The 19,529-nt window shown below is 39.9% G+C and carries 21 protein-coding genes and 1 pseudogene; 8 read left to right on the forward strand and 14 right to left on the reverse strand.

Annotated elements, in window-relative coordinates:
• Positions 1-350 precede the first annotated feature (350 nt).
• Positions 351-707 carry a hypothetical protein gene (locus tag NIES593_RS00315; protein WP_073597693.1) on the reverse strand — a complete coding sequence of 119 codons (357 nt, stop codon included), beginning with the start codon at positions 705-707 and terminating at the stop codon, positions 351-353.
• A 171-nt stretch (positions 708-878) separates the two neighbouring features.
• Entirely contained in the window at positions 879-1,556 is a 678-nt protein-coding gene (locus tag NIES593_RS00320; RefSeq protein WP_083602242.1) for a hypothetical protein, read from the reverse strand.
• 61 nt (positions 1,557-1,617) lie between these two features.
• Here NIES593_RS00320 and NIES593_RS00325 point away from each other — a divergent pair, with 61 nt between their 5' ends.
• Positions 1,618-1,812, forward strand: a complete 195-nt coding sequence (locus tag NIES593_RS00325; RefSeq protein ID WP_041457400.1) for a hypothetical protein — start codon at positions 1,618-1,620, stop codon at positions 1,810-1,812.
• A gap of 186 nt (positions 1,813-1,998) precedes the next feature.
• Here NIES593_RS00325 and NIES593_RS00330 read toward each other — a convergent pair whose 3' ends face one another.
• Together NIES593_RS00330 and NIES593_RS00335 are read right to left on the reverse strand one after the other, a co-directional pair.
• Positions 1,999-3,537, reverse strand: a complete 1,539-nt coding sequence (locus NIES593_RS00330; RefSeq protein ID WP_175560996.1) for a relaxase/mobilization nuclease domain-containing protein — start codon at positions 3,535-3,537, stop codon at positions 1,999-2,001.
• A 42-nt stretch (positions 3,538-3,579) separates the two neighbouring features.
• Entirely contained in the window at positions 3,580-3,936 is a 357-nt protein-coding gene (locus NIES593_RS00335) for a plasmid mobilization protein (RefSeq protein ID WP_073597694.1), read from the reverse strand.
• Positions 3,937-4,500: 564 nt separating this feature from the next.
• On the opposite strand from NIES593_RS00335, the gene NIES593_RS00340 reads away from it, so the two are divergent.
• The 3 genes from NIES593_RS00340 to NIES593_RS00345 all read left to right on the forward strand — a co-directional run bounded on the left by NIES593_RS00340 (position 4,501) and on the right by NIES593_RS00345 (position 7,152).
• The gene (locus NIES593_RS00340; protein ID WP_217651764.1) at positions 4,501-5,031 is read left to right on the forward strand and encodes a hypothetical protein; all 531 of its coding nucleotides are present in this window, start codon (positions 4,501-4,503) and stop codon (positions 5,029-5,031) included.
• A gap of 124 nt (positions 5,032-5,155) precedes the next feature.
• The gene (locus NIES593_RS23830) at positions 5,156-5,329 is read left to right on the forward strand and encodes a hypothetical protein (protein WP_175560997.1); all 174 of its coding nucleotides are present in this window, start codon (positions 5,156-5,158) and stop codon (positions 5,327-5,329) included.
• A 506-nt stretch (positions 5,330-5,835) separates the two neighbouring features.
• A complete protein-coding gene (locus NIES593_RS00345; protein ID WP_217651765.1) occupies positions 5,836-7,152 on the forward strand; it encodes a ParM/StbA family protein in 1,317 nt (438 codons plus the stop codon).
• 92 nt (positions 7,153-7,244) lie between these two features.
• On the opposite strand, the gene NIES593_RS00350 is transcribed toward NIES593_RS00345, so the two are convergent.
• Entirely contained in the window at positions 7,245-7,688 is a 444-nt protein-coding gene (locus NIES593_RS00350) for a hypothetical protein (RefSeq protein ID WP_073597697.1), read from the reverse strand.
• Between the two features lie 102 nt (positions 7,689-7,790).
• Positions 7,791-8,129 (reverse strand): hypothetical protein, encoded by a 339-nt coding sequence (locus NIES593_RS00355; RefSeq protein ID WP_073597698.1) that lies wholly within the window; start codon positions 8,127-8,129, stop codon positions 7,791-7,793.
• A gap of 643 nt (positions 8,130-8,772) precedes the next feature.
• Here NIES593_RS00355 and NIES593_RS23370 point away from each other — a divergent pair.
• Positions 8,773-9,806 (forward strand): annotated as a pseudogene (locus NIES593_RS23370) (IS630 family transposase); the annotation flags it as partial.
• 170 nt (positions 9,807-9,976) lie between these two features.
• Here the strand turns inward: NIES593_RS23370 and NIES593_RS00370 are convergent.
• The 7 genes from NIES593_RS00370 to NIES593_RS00400 all read right to left on the reverse strand — a co-directional run bounded on the left by NIES593_RS00370 (position 9,977) and on the right by NIES593_RS00400 (position 15,838).
• The gene (locus NIES593_RS00370; RefSeq protein WP_217651766.1) at positions 9,977-10,162 is read right to left on the reverse strand and encodes a hypothetical protein; all 186 of its coding nucleotides are present in this window, start codon (positions 10,160-10,162) and stop codon (positions 9,977-9,979) included.
• A 115-nt stretch (positions 10,163-10,277) separates the two neighbouring features.
• On the reverse strand, positions 10,278-11,156 hold the full coding sequence (locus NIES593_RS00375; RefSeq protein WP_073597701.1) for a hypothetical protein: 879 nt from the start codon (positions 11,154-11,156) through the stop codon (positions 10,278-10,280).
• A 43-nt stretch (positions 11,157-11,199) separates the two neighbouring features.
• Positions 11,200-11,394 carry a hypothetical protein gene (locus NIES593_RS00380; protein WP_073597702.1) on the reverse strand — a complete coding sequence of 65 codons (195 nt, stop codon included), beginning with the start codon at positions 11,392-11,394 and terminating at the stop codon, positions 11,200-11,202.
• Between the two features lie 309 nt (positions 11,395-11,703).
• Positions 11,704-11,898, reverse strand: a complete 195-nt coding sequence (locus tag NIES593_RS00385; RefSeq protein ID WP_073597703.1) for a heavy-metal-associated domain-containing protein — start codon at positions 11,896-11,898, stop codon at positions 11,704-11,706.
• Between the two features lie 238 nt (positions 11,899-12,136).
• Positions 12,137-12,550 (reverse strand): heavy metal-responsive transcriptional regulator, encoded by a 414-nt coding sequence (locus tag NIES593_RS00390; protein WP_073597704.1) that lies wholly within the window; start codon positions 12,548-12,550, stop codon positions 12,137-12,139.
• A 94-nt stretch (positions 12,551-12,644) separates the two neighbouring features.
• Positions 12,645-13,565 (reverse strand): cupredoxin domain-containing protein, encoded by a 921-nt coding sequence (locus NIES593_RS00395; RefSeq protein ID WP_083602243.1) that lies wholly within the window; start codon positions 13,563-13,565, stop codon positions 12,645-12,647.
• A gap of 11 nt (positions 13,566-13,576) precedes the next feature.
• Complete coding sequence (locus NIES593_RS00400; protein ID WP_073597705.1) at positions 13,577-15,838, reverse strand: heavy metal translocating P-type ATPase; 2,262 nt, start codon at positions 15,836-15,838, stop codon at positions 13,577-13,579.
• A gap of 163 nt (positions 15,839-16,001) precedes the next feature.
• On the opposite strand from NIES593_RS00400, the gene NIES593_RS23835 reads away from it, so the two are divergent.
• Positions 16,002-16,148 carry a hypothetical protein gene (locus NIES593_RS23835; RefSeq protein WP_175560998.1) on the forward strand — a complete coding sequence of 49 codons (147 nt, stop codon included), beginning with the start codon at positions 16,002-16,004 and terminating at the stop codon, positions 16,146-16,148.
• Here NIES593_RS23835 and NIES593_RS00405 read toward each other — a convergent pair.
• The gene (locus NIES593_RS00405; protein ID WP_073597706.1) at positions 16,145-16,513 is read right to left on the reverse strand and encodes a four-helix bundle copper-binding protein; all 369 of its coding nucleotides are present in this window, start codon (positions 16,511-16,513) and stop codon (positions 16,145-16,147) included. The genes NIES593_RS23835 and NIES593_RS00405 overlap by 4 nt on opposite strands.
• A 373-nt stretch (positions 16,514-16,886) precedes the next feature.
• Here NIES593_RS00405 and NIES593_RS00410 point away from each other — a divergent pair, with 373 nt between their 5' ends.
• Together NIES593_RS00410 and NIES593_RS00415 are read left to right on the forward strand one after the other, a co-directional pair.
• On the forward strand, positions 16,887-17,609 hold the full coding sequence (locus tag NIES593_RS00410) for a DUF305 domain-containing protein (protein ID WP_073597707.1): 723 nt from the start codon (positions 16,887-16,889) through the stop codon (positions 17,607-17,609).
• 235 nt (positions 17,610-17,844) lie between these two features.
• A complete protein-coding gene (locus tag NIES593_RS00415; protein ID WP_073597708.1) occupies positions 17,845-19,527 on the forward strand; it encodes an efflux RND transporter periplasmic adaptor subunit in 1,683 nt (560 codons plus the stop codon).
• The last annotated feature ends 2 nt before the right edge of the window (positions 19,528-19,529 follow it).

Genomic DNA, 19,529 nt, shown 5'->3' on the forward strand with positions numbered 1-19,529 from the left:
TGGCATAGGAAATAATAAAGTCATGAAATTTTAAAGAAAAATCTCTAAACGCTTCTAGATGAAAATAGTAAAGTCCTAAACTATCAAGCAGGTTTAGACTGCTTCGCAACGCCCTATCGTCGGCTTTAGCCCAGTAGACGGTAAAGTCTTTTTGTGCCAGTTAGTTTAAGACTTTATTTTAAATTTCAAGACTTTGTTTTAAATTTTGGAACTTTATTCTAAATGTACACTCTCCTGTCGTTATTCGATTTTGAGTGTCTCTTTTGTTCTAGCTATTATTTTTATTTAAAGTAACTAGAACAAAAATAAAACTGCCTAAAAGCTTGACTGCTCAGTATACTGAGCAAAATTCAAGTAGCATTGTTATATAACATACATAATCTTGTATAGTGCTGTAGACGTTCTGCGTAATATTTAGCTTTAAATTGGTTCTCTAATTCTTCCAATTTAGATGTTTCTATAGGTTCTAAACCCAAATAATTATGATACGCCTCATTAGCTTCATTAAGAACACTATAAGATTTATATGATGCTTCATTTTTAACCATAAACTCTATCAAGCTTTCTATAGTGCTACCCTGCCAAGAATCTGAAATATTATCTTGAAATCTTCCTCTTTTAGTCGATGTGGCATCACTCCATAAATCACCAAAAGGTATATCTTGATTTTTAAATTGTTTGAGCCATTCTCTAAAACTTATAGTCATTTTTCACTTCTCCCTAGTCAGTTTTTAGCCTGTTGGCATACCTATCAGAGCGATTTGATTGTAATCGTCACGTCGCACTGGTAGATAAAGCAGCTTTACACATAATCCTGTATTTCAGGATTTATATTTTGTGGCAGTAATGAAGTAAATTTTCCCATTTTGCTGGTTTTATTAGTCGATGGATATAATTTCATCGATGTTGAAAACTTCAACTGTAGCATTTGGACTGTTCATATCTGTAGTTTGTTCGAGTAGACGTGTTGCTTCCTCAAGCAATGCGCTTGCGTTCTGAAGCAGTGTTCGCACCTGGGTTAACTTGTTTCGCCGTTCGATACCAAGTTGTGCTTCTATATACCGCGCATCATTATGATGGCTGAGGTGAATTACCCGTACTTGTTGTTCTTTCTCTGAAGGTGCAAATATTGCGTTTTCGGCAGTTAGTTTATAGTATGAGTACGTACCACTGGGGCGTTTAACATTGTAGATGTGGAGTTCGCAACTAGGTGGTGCAATGTACTGTCCGTCGAAGTTAGTAAGTCTAGTACGAATATTATCTAATGTGGTGGCGATCGCCTCGACGGCAGAGACAATACCTAATGATTCTGGTGATTGTGGGCAACCGCGCCTCATCAGCATCATAATGGCGGCAGAACGGCGAGTCAGGCGAATTTGTTCTTGATACTGGCGCATTTGTTCTTCCCGGATACGAACAAGTTCGAGTTCTTCATCAGGGGTTAGTTCAACCGCACTCCCACAAATTTTGTAATTTAAGCAGTCGCCAGGATCTATGCTTGGGTGCTGCATCATACTGGCACAGTCAAATCCAAGTCCACATTTTTTCTTGGGCATGGGTTATCGTTTTTTGTTCTAGTTACTTTTATAATTTTATATAGCTAGAACAAAGAGGCTTATGGGCGAGATAAACGATGTTAGAATTTTTGCGCCTGAGCAAGATATTGCGTCGTGGCAGTCGTTGTTTGAGAAGATGGAAGCGCAGGGACTGGTTGAAATTGTCCAAAAACCAGATAAATTTTATGAAGTCAGGGGAAGTGAGAAACTTAAACGAGGGTATTTCAAGATTAAGCTGTTGCGCTGTGATTTATAAAAACATAACATAACTCATGACTTAGAACCAGAAAACAACCTCGAAATCTATTATGACTCGGATGTACAAATTTTGGCACTAATACGCAGTGGAATTGCTTAAAACATCAACTTAGATGTATTAATGCTTTCTACGAAGTATTCAAATTTGAACACTTCGTATTTCATATATCAACAATAGGAATTCTCAGTAGATTAAATTCTCTCTAGTAGCAGGTTTACTACGCTCAATACCTCTTTGCGATCGCTGTTGATTGATTAATGCTTGTTGGGTAAAGAAACGTAAACTTTCAATCTGCTCAATTTCGTTTGTGGTTAGTCGAGTTGGTATCTCTTCGTACCAGTTTCCCTGACTGTAGCAGGTTTGCATCACAGGAGTATTATCCCCATGACGGTAAACACTCAGAGTATTGCTATCTAAGCTGGCACTCAACTCCCGTCCTTTGATACGGAAGTTATTGGTAACAAGCATATAGTCAGTGATTATAGAAGGCAAATGTTTGAGAGTAGAAGGCAGAAGGTTAAGAGAAGGAGGAACAGGGGAAGATTGCTCTTCTAGGAATTGTTTAGCAGTAAGACCATTTTCTTCTGAAATATCCTGTTGTGGGTACTGTTTTTGGGGATGCGGCTGAACTTTTTTCTTAGTGTTATTTGCTTCCGAAGTGGGGTTATCTTCTGATTTGGGTTGTATTATCGAAATCTCATCTAGATAATCACTGTTTAGTATATATGTACTAATAAATTTTTTGGAGTTACTATCGGTATCGCCATTGCTATCACTTGTACTGCTGTTAGTAGCTTTACTGATATAAAAGGACTCTTTGTTACTTGTGCTGTTAGTATTGATGCGGTTAATTGCTCTGGCTTTAGCTTGTTGAATTACTTCTTTATCTTTATCTGGATCATACATTATTCCATATTCAGACCGCAGTTTGTTCCAGCTATAAGGTTTGTATACTTGATAACCTGCAATTTTGACATCATTATGAATGTAGGTAAAGCCTAGTAGTTCTTCCCCCTGCATCTTAGGCAATACTCCAATGTTATTTTCCTCCAGGCGTTCAATGAACGTAGAAACGGTGGGACTATCCTTAATGGCTTCTCCTATTGCTTGGCGAATAATTTCCTTACTTGTTGGGGTTTTGTGCTTACTGTTGACTGCTCTAATACTTTTTGATCGGTTGGGGCTGGTAAGTGTAATTATTCCGTACTCTTGCTCTAACTTAGAGGCCACAGCTTCATTTGTTGTTGGAGTTACTTCCAATCCTAGTTCCGCCGCGATGCGTCTAGTTGAGACTTGGGAGTTGAAATAATCATAGGAATCATTAACTAAGCTGCCATCTAACCGAATACGGGAGGCGATTATGTGCAGGTGTTCGTGGTTGCGATCGTGGTGGCGTACTGCAACAAACTGACTGGTAGCTGCTACAGATGATTCTTCTTTGGGCAAGTATCCCATATCCTTGAGATATTCTCTTGCTACATAACTGTACTGACTGTTGGATAAATGCTCGTGGTAGTTCGGGCGGTGTGCGATCGAGATGATGAGGTGAGCGCACTGCCGTTTAACTGCTTTGTTGGTGTACTTGATGGTGAGAAACTGCTGGTTAAATTCGTCTGGCTTTGTTCCCATCATATTAGTATCGACAATTGCAGCATCATCTTTGCCCAAGACATACTTGAGCGTGTCGAGAAAATTGGGTTTTTTGTAGATGACGGGAATCAAATTGAGACAGTTGAAAGTGGGGGCTATAGAACCTACAATGCCTTATTTATCTTGGCTTGAGGGTGATTTATCTGGAACGTCCATGTGAAATGCAGCTGCGATGGTCTGATCTACAAGTGCGATCGCCTTATTAACAGTATCCAAAATTTGCTGGTTGTTTGTTTCTTTCGCTAAATGAGATAACATCATCAGTTCGCTTTTAAGGTTTCCAGCAGTGGCGCGGATAGTTATCAAGTCGGCGGGCGGTTTTGCCGTTAGTACCCGCCTTAATCCACAGGAACGTAAATACTCAGATGCAGTTACCCCTGTAGTGATCGCTTTTTCCTCAATGGTAGTTTTTTCTTCCTCAAAGAGGTATACCTTGATAGATTTAGTTCGCTTTACGGGGTCGTTTACCATACCTTAGCCATCAAAAAGTCAATATAAAACAGAAGTAGTATTTATTAGAACTACATGATAAACGATTGTATTGAATATATTGTCAATTAATCTAATTTATTGCGAATAATATAAGGATAAAATGCCCCCATTGAACATACCTTGTTTTAGTTCTGGATTGTGCGACAACAGCAATGGTTTATTGTGGAACGCGACTGATGTAAATTTATATGCAGCGAGGGTTGTAGAGTTTTGTTCCAAGACGATTGATGTTTGAAGTAATGCTGAAATAGTTGGGTCAATTTGCCCTCAGAATACCTCAATCATGGGAATTGTGAGAGTTTATTTATCAGTTAACAACATATTTTTATTTAAAAAACTAGACTTAATTTTCAATTGATTGGGGTAATTAGTGTGTGAATTGGGGTAGTTAGGAGTAAATACGGGGGTAAGTTCTTCTACAGTGTGGTTAAAGTAAGAGTATTGACAAGTAGCTTACTGAAAAGCTTGGGTTGCAGATTATATAGAAGTAAGGGTATGGCAAGAACGAGTAAGCCTGCTGATTCTGTTGAGTTGGCGCGAATCATGCGGAATAAGGATACTGAAGATGGGATAGTAATTAGCTATCTCCAGTCGAAGAAGCGAGGGCAAACTGAGTTAGTATGTGAAGCGTTGCGGGCGTATTACCTACCGTTTGCACTATCGGCTGCGGGAGTATCCGGTATGGAATTGCAGTCGGCCCTCCATGATGCGATCGCGCAACTTGAAGCCCAGATAATTAAGATGAAACGGACATTTGGGATGGAGGGTTTGCCCCAGGTAGTTCTTGTTAATCCTCATAGTGGAATTTTCTCGCAGGGTGTGATTGGCTTACAACCAACAATTGGAACTAATGGTGTGGGAGTAACTCCTGTTTCAACTAATTTAGTTCCCCCTTCGGTTTCTTTTTTTGATTCCACTGAGCCAAGTCCTGACTCGCTACCTATTACCTCAGAACCAGTCGGATCAAATATTTTGGAACAAGATTCTGAAGATGATGGATTCTTTAATGATGACGAGGATGACCCAATTGCTAAGGCAGAAATAGAAGTTGATGCAGGATTTCGTCTGGAGTGAAGGGATTATGGGGAATGGCTGTTAAGTATTAGAGAAAAGCGTATTCTTTGCCTTCGCTTATGCTACTTACGTAATTCCCTCCCTTGTCCTGTTTGTTGTTGTGGGCAATATTTTCTAGAGTGCGATGGCTACACCCGCAGCAGGCATCGCGTCAGGCACTGTTGCTACCAAGTGCTTTGCATTTCCTCACAAGGTGCATTTAGAAGGAGTTTTTGCCCAAGCGCCTGTATTACTCAAAGGTTTTAATGAAACCATGTTAACCATATATTTAGTCAGAGCTTGTGGTCGAATGCATTAACAGTATTTGACCGGACTGGAGAGGCGATCGCATTCTAACTCCGGCGGTGCAATTGCCTTCATGATATTTCATTTGTAAAAGTTGTAATCAACAATTTTGCAGCAAAGCAAATTTGTAATAAACCCCATTCGACATACCTTGTTATTTTATTAGACTGCTCAATTGTGGTGCTTTTAGTGAGGTAAGTGTGGGGATGATTGAGGTAATACTGGGTGCAATAATTACAATTACATGGCTTATTTGATAAGCCAAAGACTAACTTCATTTTCTAATTCAACTTTTAGTTGATACAGAATTAGGGTGTGATTGGGGTAATTTGTTCATGATACAGGACGTAATTTAACCAGCGTGTGTTGAAGAAATTTTTAATACATTAATTTACTTAGAATCTACAGTTTCGGTTTGGTATTAGTGTTATAGAAGATATAGAAGAAAATGAGCGGAATAATTTTTTCTCTACTTACTTTGTATGTAAAAAACCTGTTAACCCCTGTAAAGAAAGTGTTTTGCACTACAGCATTATTCCTATTTCAGTTAAATTAGTAACAATAGTAAAAATTAATAAAACATCAATATATATGCCTAAAACAAAGGAGAAAACAGACGTAAAAAAGATAGTAATTACGATTGACATGGGTGCGAGTAAAACCAAGGTTATCGTTCAGGAGTATCCAGAAGGAAAGCCTGTTGTTTTACTTTTAGATTCAGAAATAGCGGATGTTGCTAAAGCCTCAGTTGAAAGCGTCCAACCTGAAGGTAGTCCTGAATCTCGTGCTTGGGTAGGAATCGGTGATGAGTATTTCGCCTTGGGAGAACTTGCTCGTCGTCGGTTTGGGGGTATATCGCAACTGAAGGAGCTAAAGTACGAATTGGCAATCCCCAAAATTTGCGGAGCATTTTGGCTGGCTAAGGAGAAGTTGAACCTGGGTAATGATGTTGCAGCTTACTTGAGTGTCCTGCTGCCGCCGGGTGAAGTGCAAGACAAGGAACAGTTACAAATTCGGTTGAAGGATACGTTTCGGGGGTTTGATACACCAGCAGGTAAGATGCGGGTGAAAATGCTTCGTTATGATGCAGCGTCTGAAGGTAGTGGAATATTTTTCCACCGTAGGCGAACGCTTGGCGATCATGTACCTGTTTCGATGTATGTGATGCTTGGTTATCGCAACGCGAGTATTTTCACCTTTCGGAGTGGTTCGATTGGTGCAGGAATAACCAGCAATTTTGGTATGTCTTGGTTAGTAAATAATTTGATTTCCAAAACATCGGGACTAAGCCCTGATAATTCCAATATTATTGAGGTACTGATAGAAGCTGGAGCCAGTTATGACCCCCAGGTGATGCAAAAACTCTCACGCAAGCGCAAAGGTGATGAGATTCAACTTGATGGAGAGTTGATGTCCAAAGCTTTATTACTTGCTAGAGACGAATATTGGCGTGCGATCGCTAGGTGGTTGCGATCAAAGATGGATGAGGACATTGAAGAACTGGTATTCTGCGGAGGAACTGCGGATTACATTCGTCCAGAAATAGATGCTTACTTCCAGAAAGAGGGGATTAAAGTATCCTGGCACGGTAATATTTTTATACCTGATGAAATATCTTCTGGTATGGACAATCGGATGGCGGATGTTTGGGCTTTCCACCAGCACATGATTATTCAGTTTGATAAGTTGACTGGTTACATACGCTCTGAGGTTGTACCGCTAACTAAATCTGTTGAAGGTAATACAAATAATACAGGTGAAGAAGTCAAACGTAAGTATAACTTTACGCCTTGTGAGCGGCCTAGTACCTTTATTGCTGTAAACGAGAATGTTTGATAGGTTCAGACAAAAATCAGTGTAGTAAAAAAAGAATCAGTTAGAACGAGGTGCTGCATAAAACAGTACTTTCTAACTGATTCTTTGAGATTTTAGTATGGCTGTTGATCTAGCATTTGGGAGCAATCAACATGAGAATTGGTAATTTCTGGAATGTGTTGAATTACAGAGTTAATTTGCTCCATGTCTGCATATTGTTGTTCTCGTCTTTTGCGGAGTTCCCATGATTTACGGTTATAAGCTAACAAGTCTTCCAAACTCATGTTGAATTTGTATTTGGCAAAATTCAATAATTGTTCTGTGGTGTAACGACAATCTTCAGGACGACCAAAACAGATTTCAAACTGAGTCTTAAAAGTTTTCCAGTCGAAATTATCAGATCCTAATTGCCGTTGTGATTCGCGTCCGTAAAGATCGCGAATTGAATAGAAAATGGCATTGTACTTACGCACATCAAATGACTCAACTTTGAATTGTTCCATTGTCGAATCATCAATTGTAGTAACTTTGAGTTTATTGGATTTATTAGCAGCCATAGTTGTCTCTTAGATAGGTTTTTCATTCTTAGCTGCGTCAGCATTAGTAAAAAAATCCCACTTGTAAAAGTGAGATTTTCTGTATAATTAAATGACTTCTAATTATTTTGCTGATAAACGTTTACGCTGTTGCCAAGTACGCTTATTGACTTCGAGTAATTCTTCCAACCCCTTGTTAAAGTGCTTAATAGAATACTCGACCATTTGTTCAACCGTATACTTGGGATTTTCGATTGTGCCGAATGTAGCAATAAATCGAAATTTGAACTCATCCCATTGTGCTTTTGTCCAGTTAGTTTGAGACTGTGCTTGGATAATACCCCACGTTTCCTGCAATCCATAATAGACTGCCTTAAGTTTGCGCTCGTTATAGGCAGCAATTTGGTAAATACCCATTATGCTGTCATCAATTAAGCTAACTTTTCTAGTTTTAGTAGCCATATTTATCTTCTGTAAAATACATAGGTTTTTCTTGAAGTAATAGTGTCAACTTCAGTGCTTTTTCTCATTTATTTGGACGTAAGTCCGTGTCAAAAAAATAACGATGGTTGTCTAAGGAAAAACATTGTAATTTTTATAACTCCTCATTTGTGTATTAGACTGGAATTTACTTTATTATTTATTTTTTGTTTTTTAGGTTTTCATTGGGTATAAAACCACTATTTTAAATAACGGTTAATAGTAATATATAGGACTCATATTTGATTTCTAAAAAACCAAATTGGTTAGAAGCTTGCTATACAAAGGTTTATGGCTCTCCGAGTTTGGGTATGATAAATTAATACCTAAAAAAGGGTGAACCCATTTATATGGTAAGGTTTCATACAACAAAACAACAGATTTGATAAAAATAGAATTTGATTGTCTTGAATCCCTTGCCATCTAATGAATTAAAGTCATATTAAGTATTAATTTTGTATAGCAAGTCTCGGAGAGCCTGGTTTATTTCTCAGTATACTTAGCAAGATTCAAGTACGATTCCTATATATAGGAATTATATTTGATTTCTGAAAAAGACTGCGAGATAATACGGATAGAGATATCTGTGTAATAACGGACAATGATAAATCAGCATCTACAAGCAGCGATCGCAGAACTACAAAAATTTATAGATAATCGTCCAGATGCCCGTGAGGTGAGGAAAGCTTTGGCAGTAAAACTGGTTTATCAAGGCTACAAGTATGAGGAAATTCAAACAATTTTAGATGTGTCTGTTGGTTCGATAACAAGCTGGAAGCAAGCCTACAAGGAATATGGAATTTCGGGACTGCGCTTAAATCATAAAGGAAGAAAAAGTTACCTGAGCGATGAACAGTTCCAAGAAGTATTAAGTTGGTTGCAAACGAAAGATACTTGGGAGCTTGGTGAACTGGAGTACAAATTAGCATTTGAATATGATGTAATCTACGAATCAAAACGGAGCTATTACGATTTATTTGACGCGGCAGGAATTAGTTGGAAGAAAACCACTTCCTTAAATCCAAAGGCTGACAAGGAGGCTGTTGCTGCAAAAAAAAACAGATTGAAACATTGTTGGCAAGCAACACAGAAGAAATAGAAGCCCGAAGGCTGAGAGTATTACTAATAGATGAATGTCATCTGCTGTGGGGAGATTTAACTGGTTATGTTTGGGGAAGAACTGACCAAGAAATAGCAGTTGGAGTCGTTAACGAACGAGATAAACAGACATATTACGGGGCGGTTGACTATCTCAATGGCAAGTTACTGCTGAAAGCTTACAACGCTGGTAATTCAGACAATACGATTGATTATTTACATTATTTATTAGACCAGTCTCCCAATCAACGATTACTTCTTTTTTGGGATGGTGCTTCTTACCATCGTTCACATCTAGTTCAAAACTTTTTAGGCGAAATCAATCAAGGTTTACCTCAAGAGCAATGGAAAATTCACTGCGTCCGCTTTGCTCCTAATTGCCCATCACAAAATCCTATAGAAGATATTTGGTTACAAGCAAAAACCTGGGTTAGACGTTTTTGCGCTTTAATTCCAACATTCTCTCATTTAAAGTGGATGTTTGAGTGGTTTATGCGAAACACTACCTTTGATTTTCTGTCTCTCCAGATGTACGGAGTTTTTTCAGAAATCAAATACTAGTCTTATATAAGGTTGTTAGTAGATAAAATAGTAATATAAAGTACTTAAGTTATATTGAATTCTTTAGCAATTAGTTTATCAGTATTGTTCGGCGAGATTTCTCTAAAAATTTTTAGTTTTTTTAACATTTAAAATTCAAATGTGTGTCTCGCCAAGGGATTTATCAAGCTCTATTTTGATGGGCTGTCTTGGTTGTTCGTCATTCCCGGCTTATGATTCATCATTGCTTGGCAACACTTACATCCCGTTTGTTCTGGCTGCTGTGGCATTCGATTTGTTGGTGTTGTTCTTTGACTCGTCAGCACTTGGATTAGTTTTGCTTCGTTTATAGCCCTGACGGATTGATTAGGTGTCACAACTTCTCTGGATGTGTTTGCAAAGGAAACAGTAGGGGTTAACTACTATGTACATATAAAGTTAGAAACACAACAGTTTTGCATTTCTCGTTTTACTAATAAAACATCAGCTAAATTAAACAGCATCGATCCAAAAATCAGCCGTGATGATTTTGCCATTGCGATTAAACTGACCCCAGAGCTTATACTTTCCTGGTTGAGGAAAGCTAGTCATAAAATGAACCTGTCCAGCAGGAGCATTTTTTAGAGCGTGAGCATGAATGTAATCTGCTGCTGTTAATGAGGTTGACTGTCGCAGGATAACTAAATGTCCTTTTTCTCCTAAGTATGGCTGCAAGTCTGTAAGCGGTTGATTCTTAGAAGCATCTTGTAATTTAAACATTAAAGTGACTTCTTTACCCGCTTTCACAGTAGGTTCATAAACAGCAAGATTAACTTTAGTATCATTGAACGTTTTACTGCGATTTAGGTTAATTCCTGGGGCTGCAATACTGCTTCCAGAAACTTGTGTTTTCAACACTGAGACTTGTTCTGTTTGACCAGCAGGTTTGTAGTCACTAAAAAATGTGTAATTGCCTGCTTGCGGAAAACGGGCTGCAACTTCAAACTGCCCATTTTCTTTATATGTGGGATGAAGATGACTAAAAAACTGAAGATCATCACTGACAAGAATGAGGTGCATGAGCTTTTCTTGGAAAGTGTCAAAGTTGGCTATTGCTTTCCCATCCGAATCTTGAACACCAATTACTATCGGAATATTTTTATTAGGTGTAAGAATGTTTGGAACTTTGAGTTTTACCTGGGTAAATGCTTTTTTCCCATCACCTGTGCCACTTGTTGAATGTTCTCTGTGATTAATCACACCTATAGAATGTTCTTCATGCTGATTTGTAGCAGCAGATATTAGTTTTCCTTCGTCTCTAATTAATAAGGAGCAACTTTGAATTAGTATCAAAGTAGTAGTTATAGCAATTGTATTCAGAAATCTATTCATTGATTTTGCTCCATTTTTTAATGATTGAAGTTATTCAAAAGTCTCAAGTCGCCTGGGGAGTTAATATAGCAAGCATTAGAACCACAATTTTTAGTTGCCAAGGTGCTAATATTAAACTGACAATTAGGCAAGCAACTGTAGATAAACTTGTTAATTCTGCCATGTCGGCAGTAGAATTTTTAAACAAATAACTAACTGCTAAACCAATCGTCAGTGGAATCAGAAAAAGTAAACTCATATAAGTCACTTCTCTTCTAAAAGCAGAAGGACTTTTCTGAAATGAATATTGGTTCTTCATTACTTGTTATGCTAAAAACGTCTAGAAATTAGCTCATATCCCTTGCTGGGCAAGAAAGGCAGCTTTTAATCTTGACGTTTTATCTTTAGGAAGAAAATCTAGGTTATAACTGCCTGAAACCCTTGATTTTAAAGGTAAATTCCTAATTTGAGTTTAAACTTTAGCATAACACATACGGAAGAGCCTGAATATTTGACTATCAGCAGTTCATTCAATGCTGACTACTGATAGTAGAATAAACTCAAAAACCTAAACAGATGGATAGCCTATGGCAGCTATTACTTCTTTAATTTTAGTTTCAGGTGCTTGAGTTTCTATACTGACAATTTTTGTTTTTGGATCAGCTTGCACTGTGGCTGTAGAATCAATTGATTGAATTGCTTTGGTGATAGTATTCGCGCAAGCAGAACAAGCAAGTTTGGGAACTGTTAGTTGCAGTGTCATAGTGTTAAATTTCTTACTGAGGATAACTAATTTTCTGAAAATCGTTGAATAGATATACGCTTAATCTACTCGACTAAAATTAGTTTAAGTTCTCCAGCTTACGGGAGAGTCAATAGGTAAAATAAAAAAAACAACTAATTTATTTATCAATTGATTTCTCTCAATAAAAAATCAGCATATCAACTTAGCTTAATGCGTTGATATACTGATAAAAAAATCAAATTAACAGCTTGATTGTTTAATTTCTTTCAATAATAGGACAAATTGTTTTTTCAGGATTTTCAGGTATGCTTTCCCAACCAGAAACTAATCCTGATAATTCTTGTCTCAAAATAAGTAATTGCTGAATTTGTTCATCAATAGCTTTAATCTTATCTTCTAGTTTAATTTTTATATGCTCACAAGGTAATTCCCCTCCATCATGAACATTTAAAAATTCCTTAATCTCTGACAAGCTTAATCCTAAGCTTTGAGCGCGTTTAATAAAGTGTAGTCGCTCCAAAACATCAGAGTTAAATAATCTAAATCCACCTTCCATTCTTGCTGATGATTTGAGTAGACCAAGTTCTTCATAGTAACGAATAGTTTTAATAGGTACACCGCTAGACTTGGCAACATTACCAATGAGTTTTGGCGCTTCTTGGACTAACATACTTAGCTGCTCTCATGCTAGATAAATGTATTTACCTTATCTTAAACTCTCCAGTTAGCTGGAGAGTCAAGTGAGAACAGGATCATTTTGCTAATTATTTGCTACTGGATTGTGTGGCAGGTTTTACTTCCACAACACCACGATACATTTTCATACCGCAGGTGAACTGATATTCACCAGGATACTTAGGAGTAAATTCCACTGAAGTGGTTTGGTTAGGAGCAAGGTCAACGGCTAAGTCAAAGTCCGGTATTAGCAATTTATCAAAACACTTGCTCAAATTGTGACGTTGGAAGTCCAATTTTACCGGTTGTCCCGCCTCTACAATTACTCGTTCCGGTTTGTAACCCTTTTCAACCGTAACAGTCACTTCTTGAGTACCTTCTGGTGTTTTCACTGCTTTTATTGCTGACTCTGTAGGCAAAGAAAGCTCTGGTTGGATCTGGTGAATAGCTTGAGAATTAGTTGCTGGGGTTGCTTTTGCAGTCGAGTCAGTAGGTTGAACTTCTATCACTCCTCGGAACATATTCATACCGCAGTTGAAGGTATAAGTATCTGGTTTGTCGGATGTGAACTCAATGGGTGTGACTTCGTTGAGTGGTAGGTTTTTGGCGATATGGAAATCAGGTAGGCGTATTTCTTCAAGACAACTACTAGGGTCACGACGTAGGAAATTAAGGCGGACTCTTTGACCTGCATTGACTAGAATTCGACTAGGTTCATAGCCTCCATCTACGATAATGCCAACTTCTTGAATACCATCATGAGCTTCTGCTTTTTGCGACTTTGGTTTACTCAAGAGAAACCACCAGATTTCTAATCCGATTAACCCCAAGCCAACTGTTGTAACTGCACCTTTTACCCAGAATGGTTGCTCAATACGGCGGAACTGAGTTGTCTGCGATCGCTCGGTAGCTGGCATTTCATGATTCATCTGTGCAACTACTCTATCTGAGGCAACAGTGAATGCCAATCCCAAGCTTGCTATACTGCTAAGAATTACTTTACTCAACATTTGCTACCTCCTTATACTACTGGTTTAGCTTGAAATTTACGCAGACGTAGGGCATTTGTAACTACTGAAACCGAACTAAATGCCATTGCTGCACCTGCAATAATTGGGTTAAGTAACCAACCGAAGATGGGGAACAAAATACCCGCAGCGATTGGAATGCCAGCAACGTTGTAGATGAAGGCGAAGAACAGGTTTTGACGAATGTTACGAATTGTGGCGCGGCTGAGTTGAATGGCAGTGACAATGCTTCGTAAGTCACCGGAGATAAGCGTAATATCACTAGCGGCGATCGCTACATCTGTACCAGTGCCAATTGCCATTCCTACATCGGCTTGGGCTAGGGCTGGTGCATCATTAATACCATCACCAACCATGGCCACAATCTTTCCTGATGATTGTAGTTTCTGCACTGTAGCGGCTTTTTGGTCGGGGCGAACTTCAGCCAAAACACGCTTGATACCAACTTCACGGGCGATGGTTTTGGCGGTGCGGCGATTATCTCCTGTAAGCATCACCACCTCTAAACCTAGTTTTTGCAAAGCGCGGACTGCTTGTATGGAGGAAGGTTTGATGGCATCAGAAATCCCCATTAATCCCTGAATTTGTCCGTCAACCGCAATCCAAATCGCAGTTTTGCCTAGATATTCCAAACGCTCTTTATCTTGTTGTAAGGCTTGGGTGTCGATGCCTAATTCTGACATCCAGCGTTGTGTACCAATTTGCACAAGATGACCAGAAACTATACCTTGTACACCACTACCTGCTACAGCTTCAAACTCCTTGACATCTGCTAACGTCACTTCTTGAGATTGGGCGTATCTCACAACCGCTTCTGCCAATGGATGTTCGGAATTGCGTTCCACAGATGCCGTAAGTTGCACCAACCTGATTTCGTTACCATTAGCAGTACCATTGACGGTGACAAAATCGGTGACTGTTGGTTTACCCTGAGTGATGGTTCCAGTTTTATCTAGTATTATTGTTTGAATCTTGTGCGCCAGTTCCAAGCTTTCGGCACCTTTAATTAAAATGCCATTTTCTGCACCTTTACCTGTTCCTACCATTACAGATGTTGGTGTGGCTAAACCCAGCGCACAAGGACAGGCGATAATTAGTACCCCAACAGTGGTGATTAGCGCTAAAGTCACGTTACCTGTAAAATTAAACCAAATGATGAAAGTGAGTAGAGCGATCGCAATTACCGCAGGCACAAACCATCTAGTTACTTGGTCTGCTAATCTCTGAATTGGGGCTTTAGAACCCTGTGCCTGCTGTACTAATTGGACAATCTGCGCCAGTACAGTATCACTTCCGACTCGTGTCGCCCGAAATTTAAAACTCCCAGTTTTGTTAATGGTAGCTCCAATCACTTCATCGCCTGGTTGCTTTTTGACAGGCACGCTTTCCCCTGTTACCATCCCTTCATCAATTGTGGATGCTCCCTCAATTACTTCCCCGTCAACAGGAATTTTCTCGCCAGGGCGAACCAATATCACATCTCCAATAATTACTTCTTCAATTGGGACATCTACTTCTCGTCCATTACGAATCAAACGCGCCGTTTTAGCTTGTAACCCAATCAGCTTACGGATAGCTTCTGAGGTTTGTCCTTTCGCGCGATTTTCAAATAGTTTTCCTAGCAAAATCAGGGTAATGACGACCGCAGCAGTTTCATAATATACATCTGGTGTTAACCCCTGATTGATGAAAAAGCTGGGGAATAAAGTGGGAAATAGCGAATAAAAATATGCTGCACTTGTACCCAAAGCAATTAGGGTATCCATTGTGGCAGCATGACGTTTTAAAGCTTTCCAACCATTGATGTAGAAGGAGTAACCACACCAGAACTGTACTGGGGTAGTGAGTATCAACTGCACCCAAGGATTATGCAGCCATGCTGGGATAAAGGGTAGTTGCAACCCCGTCATTATAGGCAGCGAACCTATAACCAATACAGTGCTAATGATGCCTCCCACCGCTACTTTTCGCATTAAATCGCGGGATTCTCTTAAGCGATGTCTTTTCTCCACATCGTCTTCTCCCGCCATCAGGTTTTGTTCTTGGAGTGGGTAAGCAGAGTAACCTGCTGCATTTACCGCCTCTTGAATGGCTTCTAAATCAGTTCTTCTAGGGTCATATTTAACTGTTGCCTGTTCTGCTCCAAAATTCACAATACATTCATCGACACCGGGGACAGAATTAATCGCGTCTTCAATGCTGCTGGCACAAGAGGCACAACTCATGCCGCGCAGTTTGAGTGTGGTATTCTCCATCTGGCTGCTCCAGTTACTAAGTGGCGTTAACTAACAACTAACGCTCTTTCATCTTGAATGCTCCAGTTCACTGGAGAGTCAAGAGGCCATCTGAAGAATTTTTTTAAGCACATATTAGATGCAGCTTTGTGGGTGCTTATACTTAGAGATGTAGATGGTGAATATGCGATCAAATTGCTATCAATACCAGCAGCGTCAGTCTGAAGTTACCGTTTGCAGTGCTAAGGTTATCTTTACTGACTGCCGCATTTCCAGGCACAGTTTGCAGCAAATACTACACGGCAGCCAGCTAGCTTTGACGATGACTTAGGCAGTTGCCATCGCCATTTGGCGGCAAGAATCAGCGCAGCGACGGCACATCTGAGCGCAGGCTTTCATTTGAGCATCGTCACCCATGCGATCGCACTCATCTGCACACCGTTGACACAGTTCAGCACAAACGCCGCAGGTACGAGAATGTAAGTCAGAAGCTCGAAGCATGAAATTAGCACTTGTATTGCAAATTTCAGCGCAATCAAGCATTAATCGAATATGAGTAGGTTCGGCGTGATGACCACCTTTTTGTAGGCAGTAAGTCACGGTATTTAAACAAATACTGTGGCAGTCCAAGCAGTTTTGAATACACTGCTGCATCTGCTGGTTCACTTGATTCAAAGTGAGTTCTTGTATTGCCATTTATTTACTCTCTTGAAATTTTTTAGGTTTACCAAAGGCAATAACGCCTTTAGACTCACCTTAAAGATTTGCGAAGGCGTTAGCGAAGCTCACCGAAGGTATCGCGTCATACCAATGAGGTAATAAATATTTCTAGCTACTGAGGTATAGGGATTTCATGTTGATATGCACTCGTACATCTGTACTACTAGCACAAACCCTGATTTCATCCTAATTTCATTTTTGACTGTCAAACTATGTAGTAAGTGCAACAGTAGCTTTGTGAATAGCTAGTTATCTGGGCAATTTTATTACCCAAGCCAAAGATAAATAACCCAAGGGGTTGACTCTCCAGCCAACTGGATATTTGAAAATGCAATCAGGAAATATTTAGATGAACCCTATGCAACTTTCTACTCTGAAAAATAGCTTTTTGTCATTGACTTTGGTAGCGATCGCCTCTGTTCCTAGCGGCCTCTTAACAGCTTGTTCTACAACTGCCTCCCAAAACCAAAGCCAAACACCAAACCCTACTACTGCTACTAGCGATAAGCAACCCATGAACCATGACGGTATGATGAATCATGGTAGCGGTATGAACCACGGTATGGCAATGGATTTAGGCCCAGCCGATGCTAATTATGATTTGCGGTTTATAGATGCGATGATTCCGCACCATCAGGGGGCAGTGAAAATGGCGAATGTTGCACAGCAGAAATCGAAACGCCCTGAGATTAAAAACCTAGCAGACGAAATTATCAAAGCACAAAACCAAGAAATTACGCAGATGAAAAAGTGGCGTGCAGCTTGGTATCCCAAAGTGGGAGATAAACCAATGGCTTATGATGCCAAAATGGGTCATGACATGGAGATGTCTTCTGAGCAAATGCAAGCCATGATGATGGATATAGATTTGGGTGCAGCTGATGCAGAATTTGATCTGCGTTTTATTAACGCAATGATTCCGCACCATGAAGCAGCTGTAGTTATGGCGAAAGATGCCTTGCAAAAGTCTCAACGTCCTGAAATTAAAAACTTGGCTCAAGAAATTATCAAAGCCCAAGACATAGAGATTAACCAAATGAAACAGTGGCGCAAAACTTGGTATAACCAGTAATCTCAAATTTCAATTTCTACTTAGAAACGGGTACAAAGTTTGCTGACGCAATTGAGAATTTTAGATGTCAAAGAAAGCTAGTTTCTGAATTCTCAATTTCATGCCAATTTCATTTTGAGATGAAAGACTGAGAATGAGGTGCAGAAAAATCTCCTAAAAAAAGCTAGCTTTTTTTACCAAATATAAATACCCGATCGCCTTCCTTTGCCCTCATACTTAAGGATTTCTGATAGCGATGCCCAACTCTCTGCGTTTCCAACCAACTGTAACCATACGTTGTGTTTCTGGTACACTTGTCAGCCTGCTGTTATTAGCAAGCCCCATAGTAGTTTTAGCCCACGGCGGACACGGAAATGAATTTCAAGGAGAAAGTGAAGCCACCCCAGCAACTAGTTCCATTCAAGTTGATACTCAAACTGCCCAACGGTTAGGAATTAAGGTTGAGCCAGTTAAACGCCAACAACTAGCAGTTGGTATTAAAACTACCGGACAAATTGAAACTTTACCCAGCCAAAGAGTGGAAGTGACTACCCCAATTTCAGGGGCAAAAGTAGTTGAATTACTAGTAGAACCCGGTGCAAACGTCAAGAAAGGCCAACCTGTAGCTGTTGTATCCAGCCCTGACTTGGTGGAATTGCGGGTTAACTCCCAAGAAAAACTAGCACAAGGTCAGGCTGATTTACGGCAAGCACAAGCTGACTTGAGGCTAGCCCAGCAGAATTACGATCGCTATCAGCAAATAGCCGCAGCTGAAATAGCTCAAGCCCAAAGCCAAGTAGCATTTGCTCAAGAAAAGTATAACAAAGATAGACAGTTAGCTGATGCTGGTGCTTTGCCACGTCGTACAGCCCTAGAATCCCAAACCCAGTTAGCAGAAGCTAAGGCTAAACTAACCACAGCTAACAGTCGCCGCGATGTGATCGAGGCTGAGGCTAAACTCAAAACGGCTCAATCATCTGTTGAACTGGCCCAATCAAAAATCCAACTTAGTAGCACCACATATCAAACTCGCCTTTCTCAATTGGGAAACCGGGCTAATGCTCAAGGACTGGTGACAGTAAATGCTCCGATTTCCGGGAAGGTTGCTGACAGAGAAGTTACTCTCGGTCAAACATTCCAGGACGCAGGTGGCAAGTTAATGACGATTGTGAATGACAGCCGTGTTTTTGCCACAGCGAATATTTATGAAAAAGATTTAGACAAAGTTAAGATTGGTCAACGGGTAAGCTTGAAAGTGGCTTCTGTACCTAATCGCACCTTTAATGGAAGAATTGCCGTAATTGAATCTGTGGTAGCAGGTGATACGCGCGTTGTGCCTGTGAAAGCCGAAATAGATAACTCCAGTGGAGTTCTCAAACCTGGAATGTTTGCTGAGTTGGAAGTGTTGACAAACCAAACTTCGTCAGATGTTTTGGCTATCAACAGTGCATCTGTGGTAGAAGCAAATGGCAAGAAACAGGTTTATGTGCAGAATGGTAACGCTTATCAACCTGTTGAAGTTACCTTGGGTCAAACTTCGCAAGACATGATTGAGGTAAAAACTGGTTTATTCGAGGGTGATTTGATCGTTACCCAGCGCGCGCCGCAACTTTACGCTCAATCTTTGCGGGGTGATACCAAGACGAAAGCAGACGAACACACCGAAATTCCTGCACAGGTAACGGAAACTAAAACGTTTAGCTTACCACTACCCTGGTGGATTGCAGCAGGAGGGGGAGCTACTCTAGCTACTCTAGCTTTTATGGCAGGTACTTTTTGGGCGGGTCGTCGCAGCAAACATCAATATCAACTAGCCACAGGAGTTAGCTATGTCACAGAAGAAGATATCAATAGTTCCGTTCCAGTAGAGCCATCACCAGAATTTAATGATAACCATCGGGTAGCGAGTCAAGATTCAGAAATCAAGATTGAGAAATAACA

Source organism: Hydrococcus rivularis NIES-593, from assembly GCF_001904635.1.
Classification (GTDB): Bacteria; Cyanobacteriota; Cyanobacteriia; order Cyanobacteriales; family Microcystaceae; genus Hydrococcus; species Hydrococcus rivularis.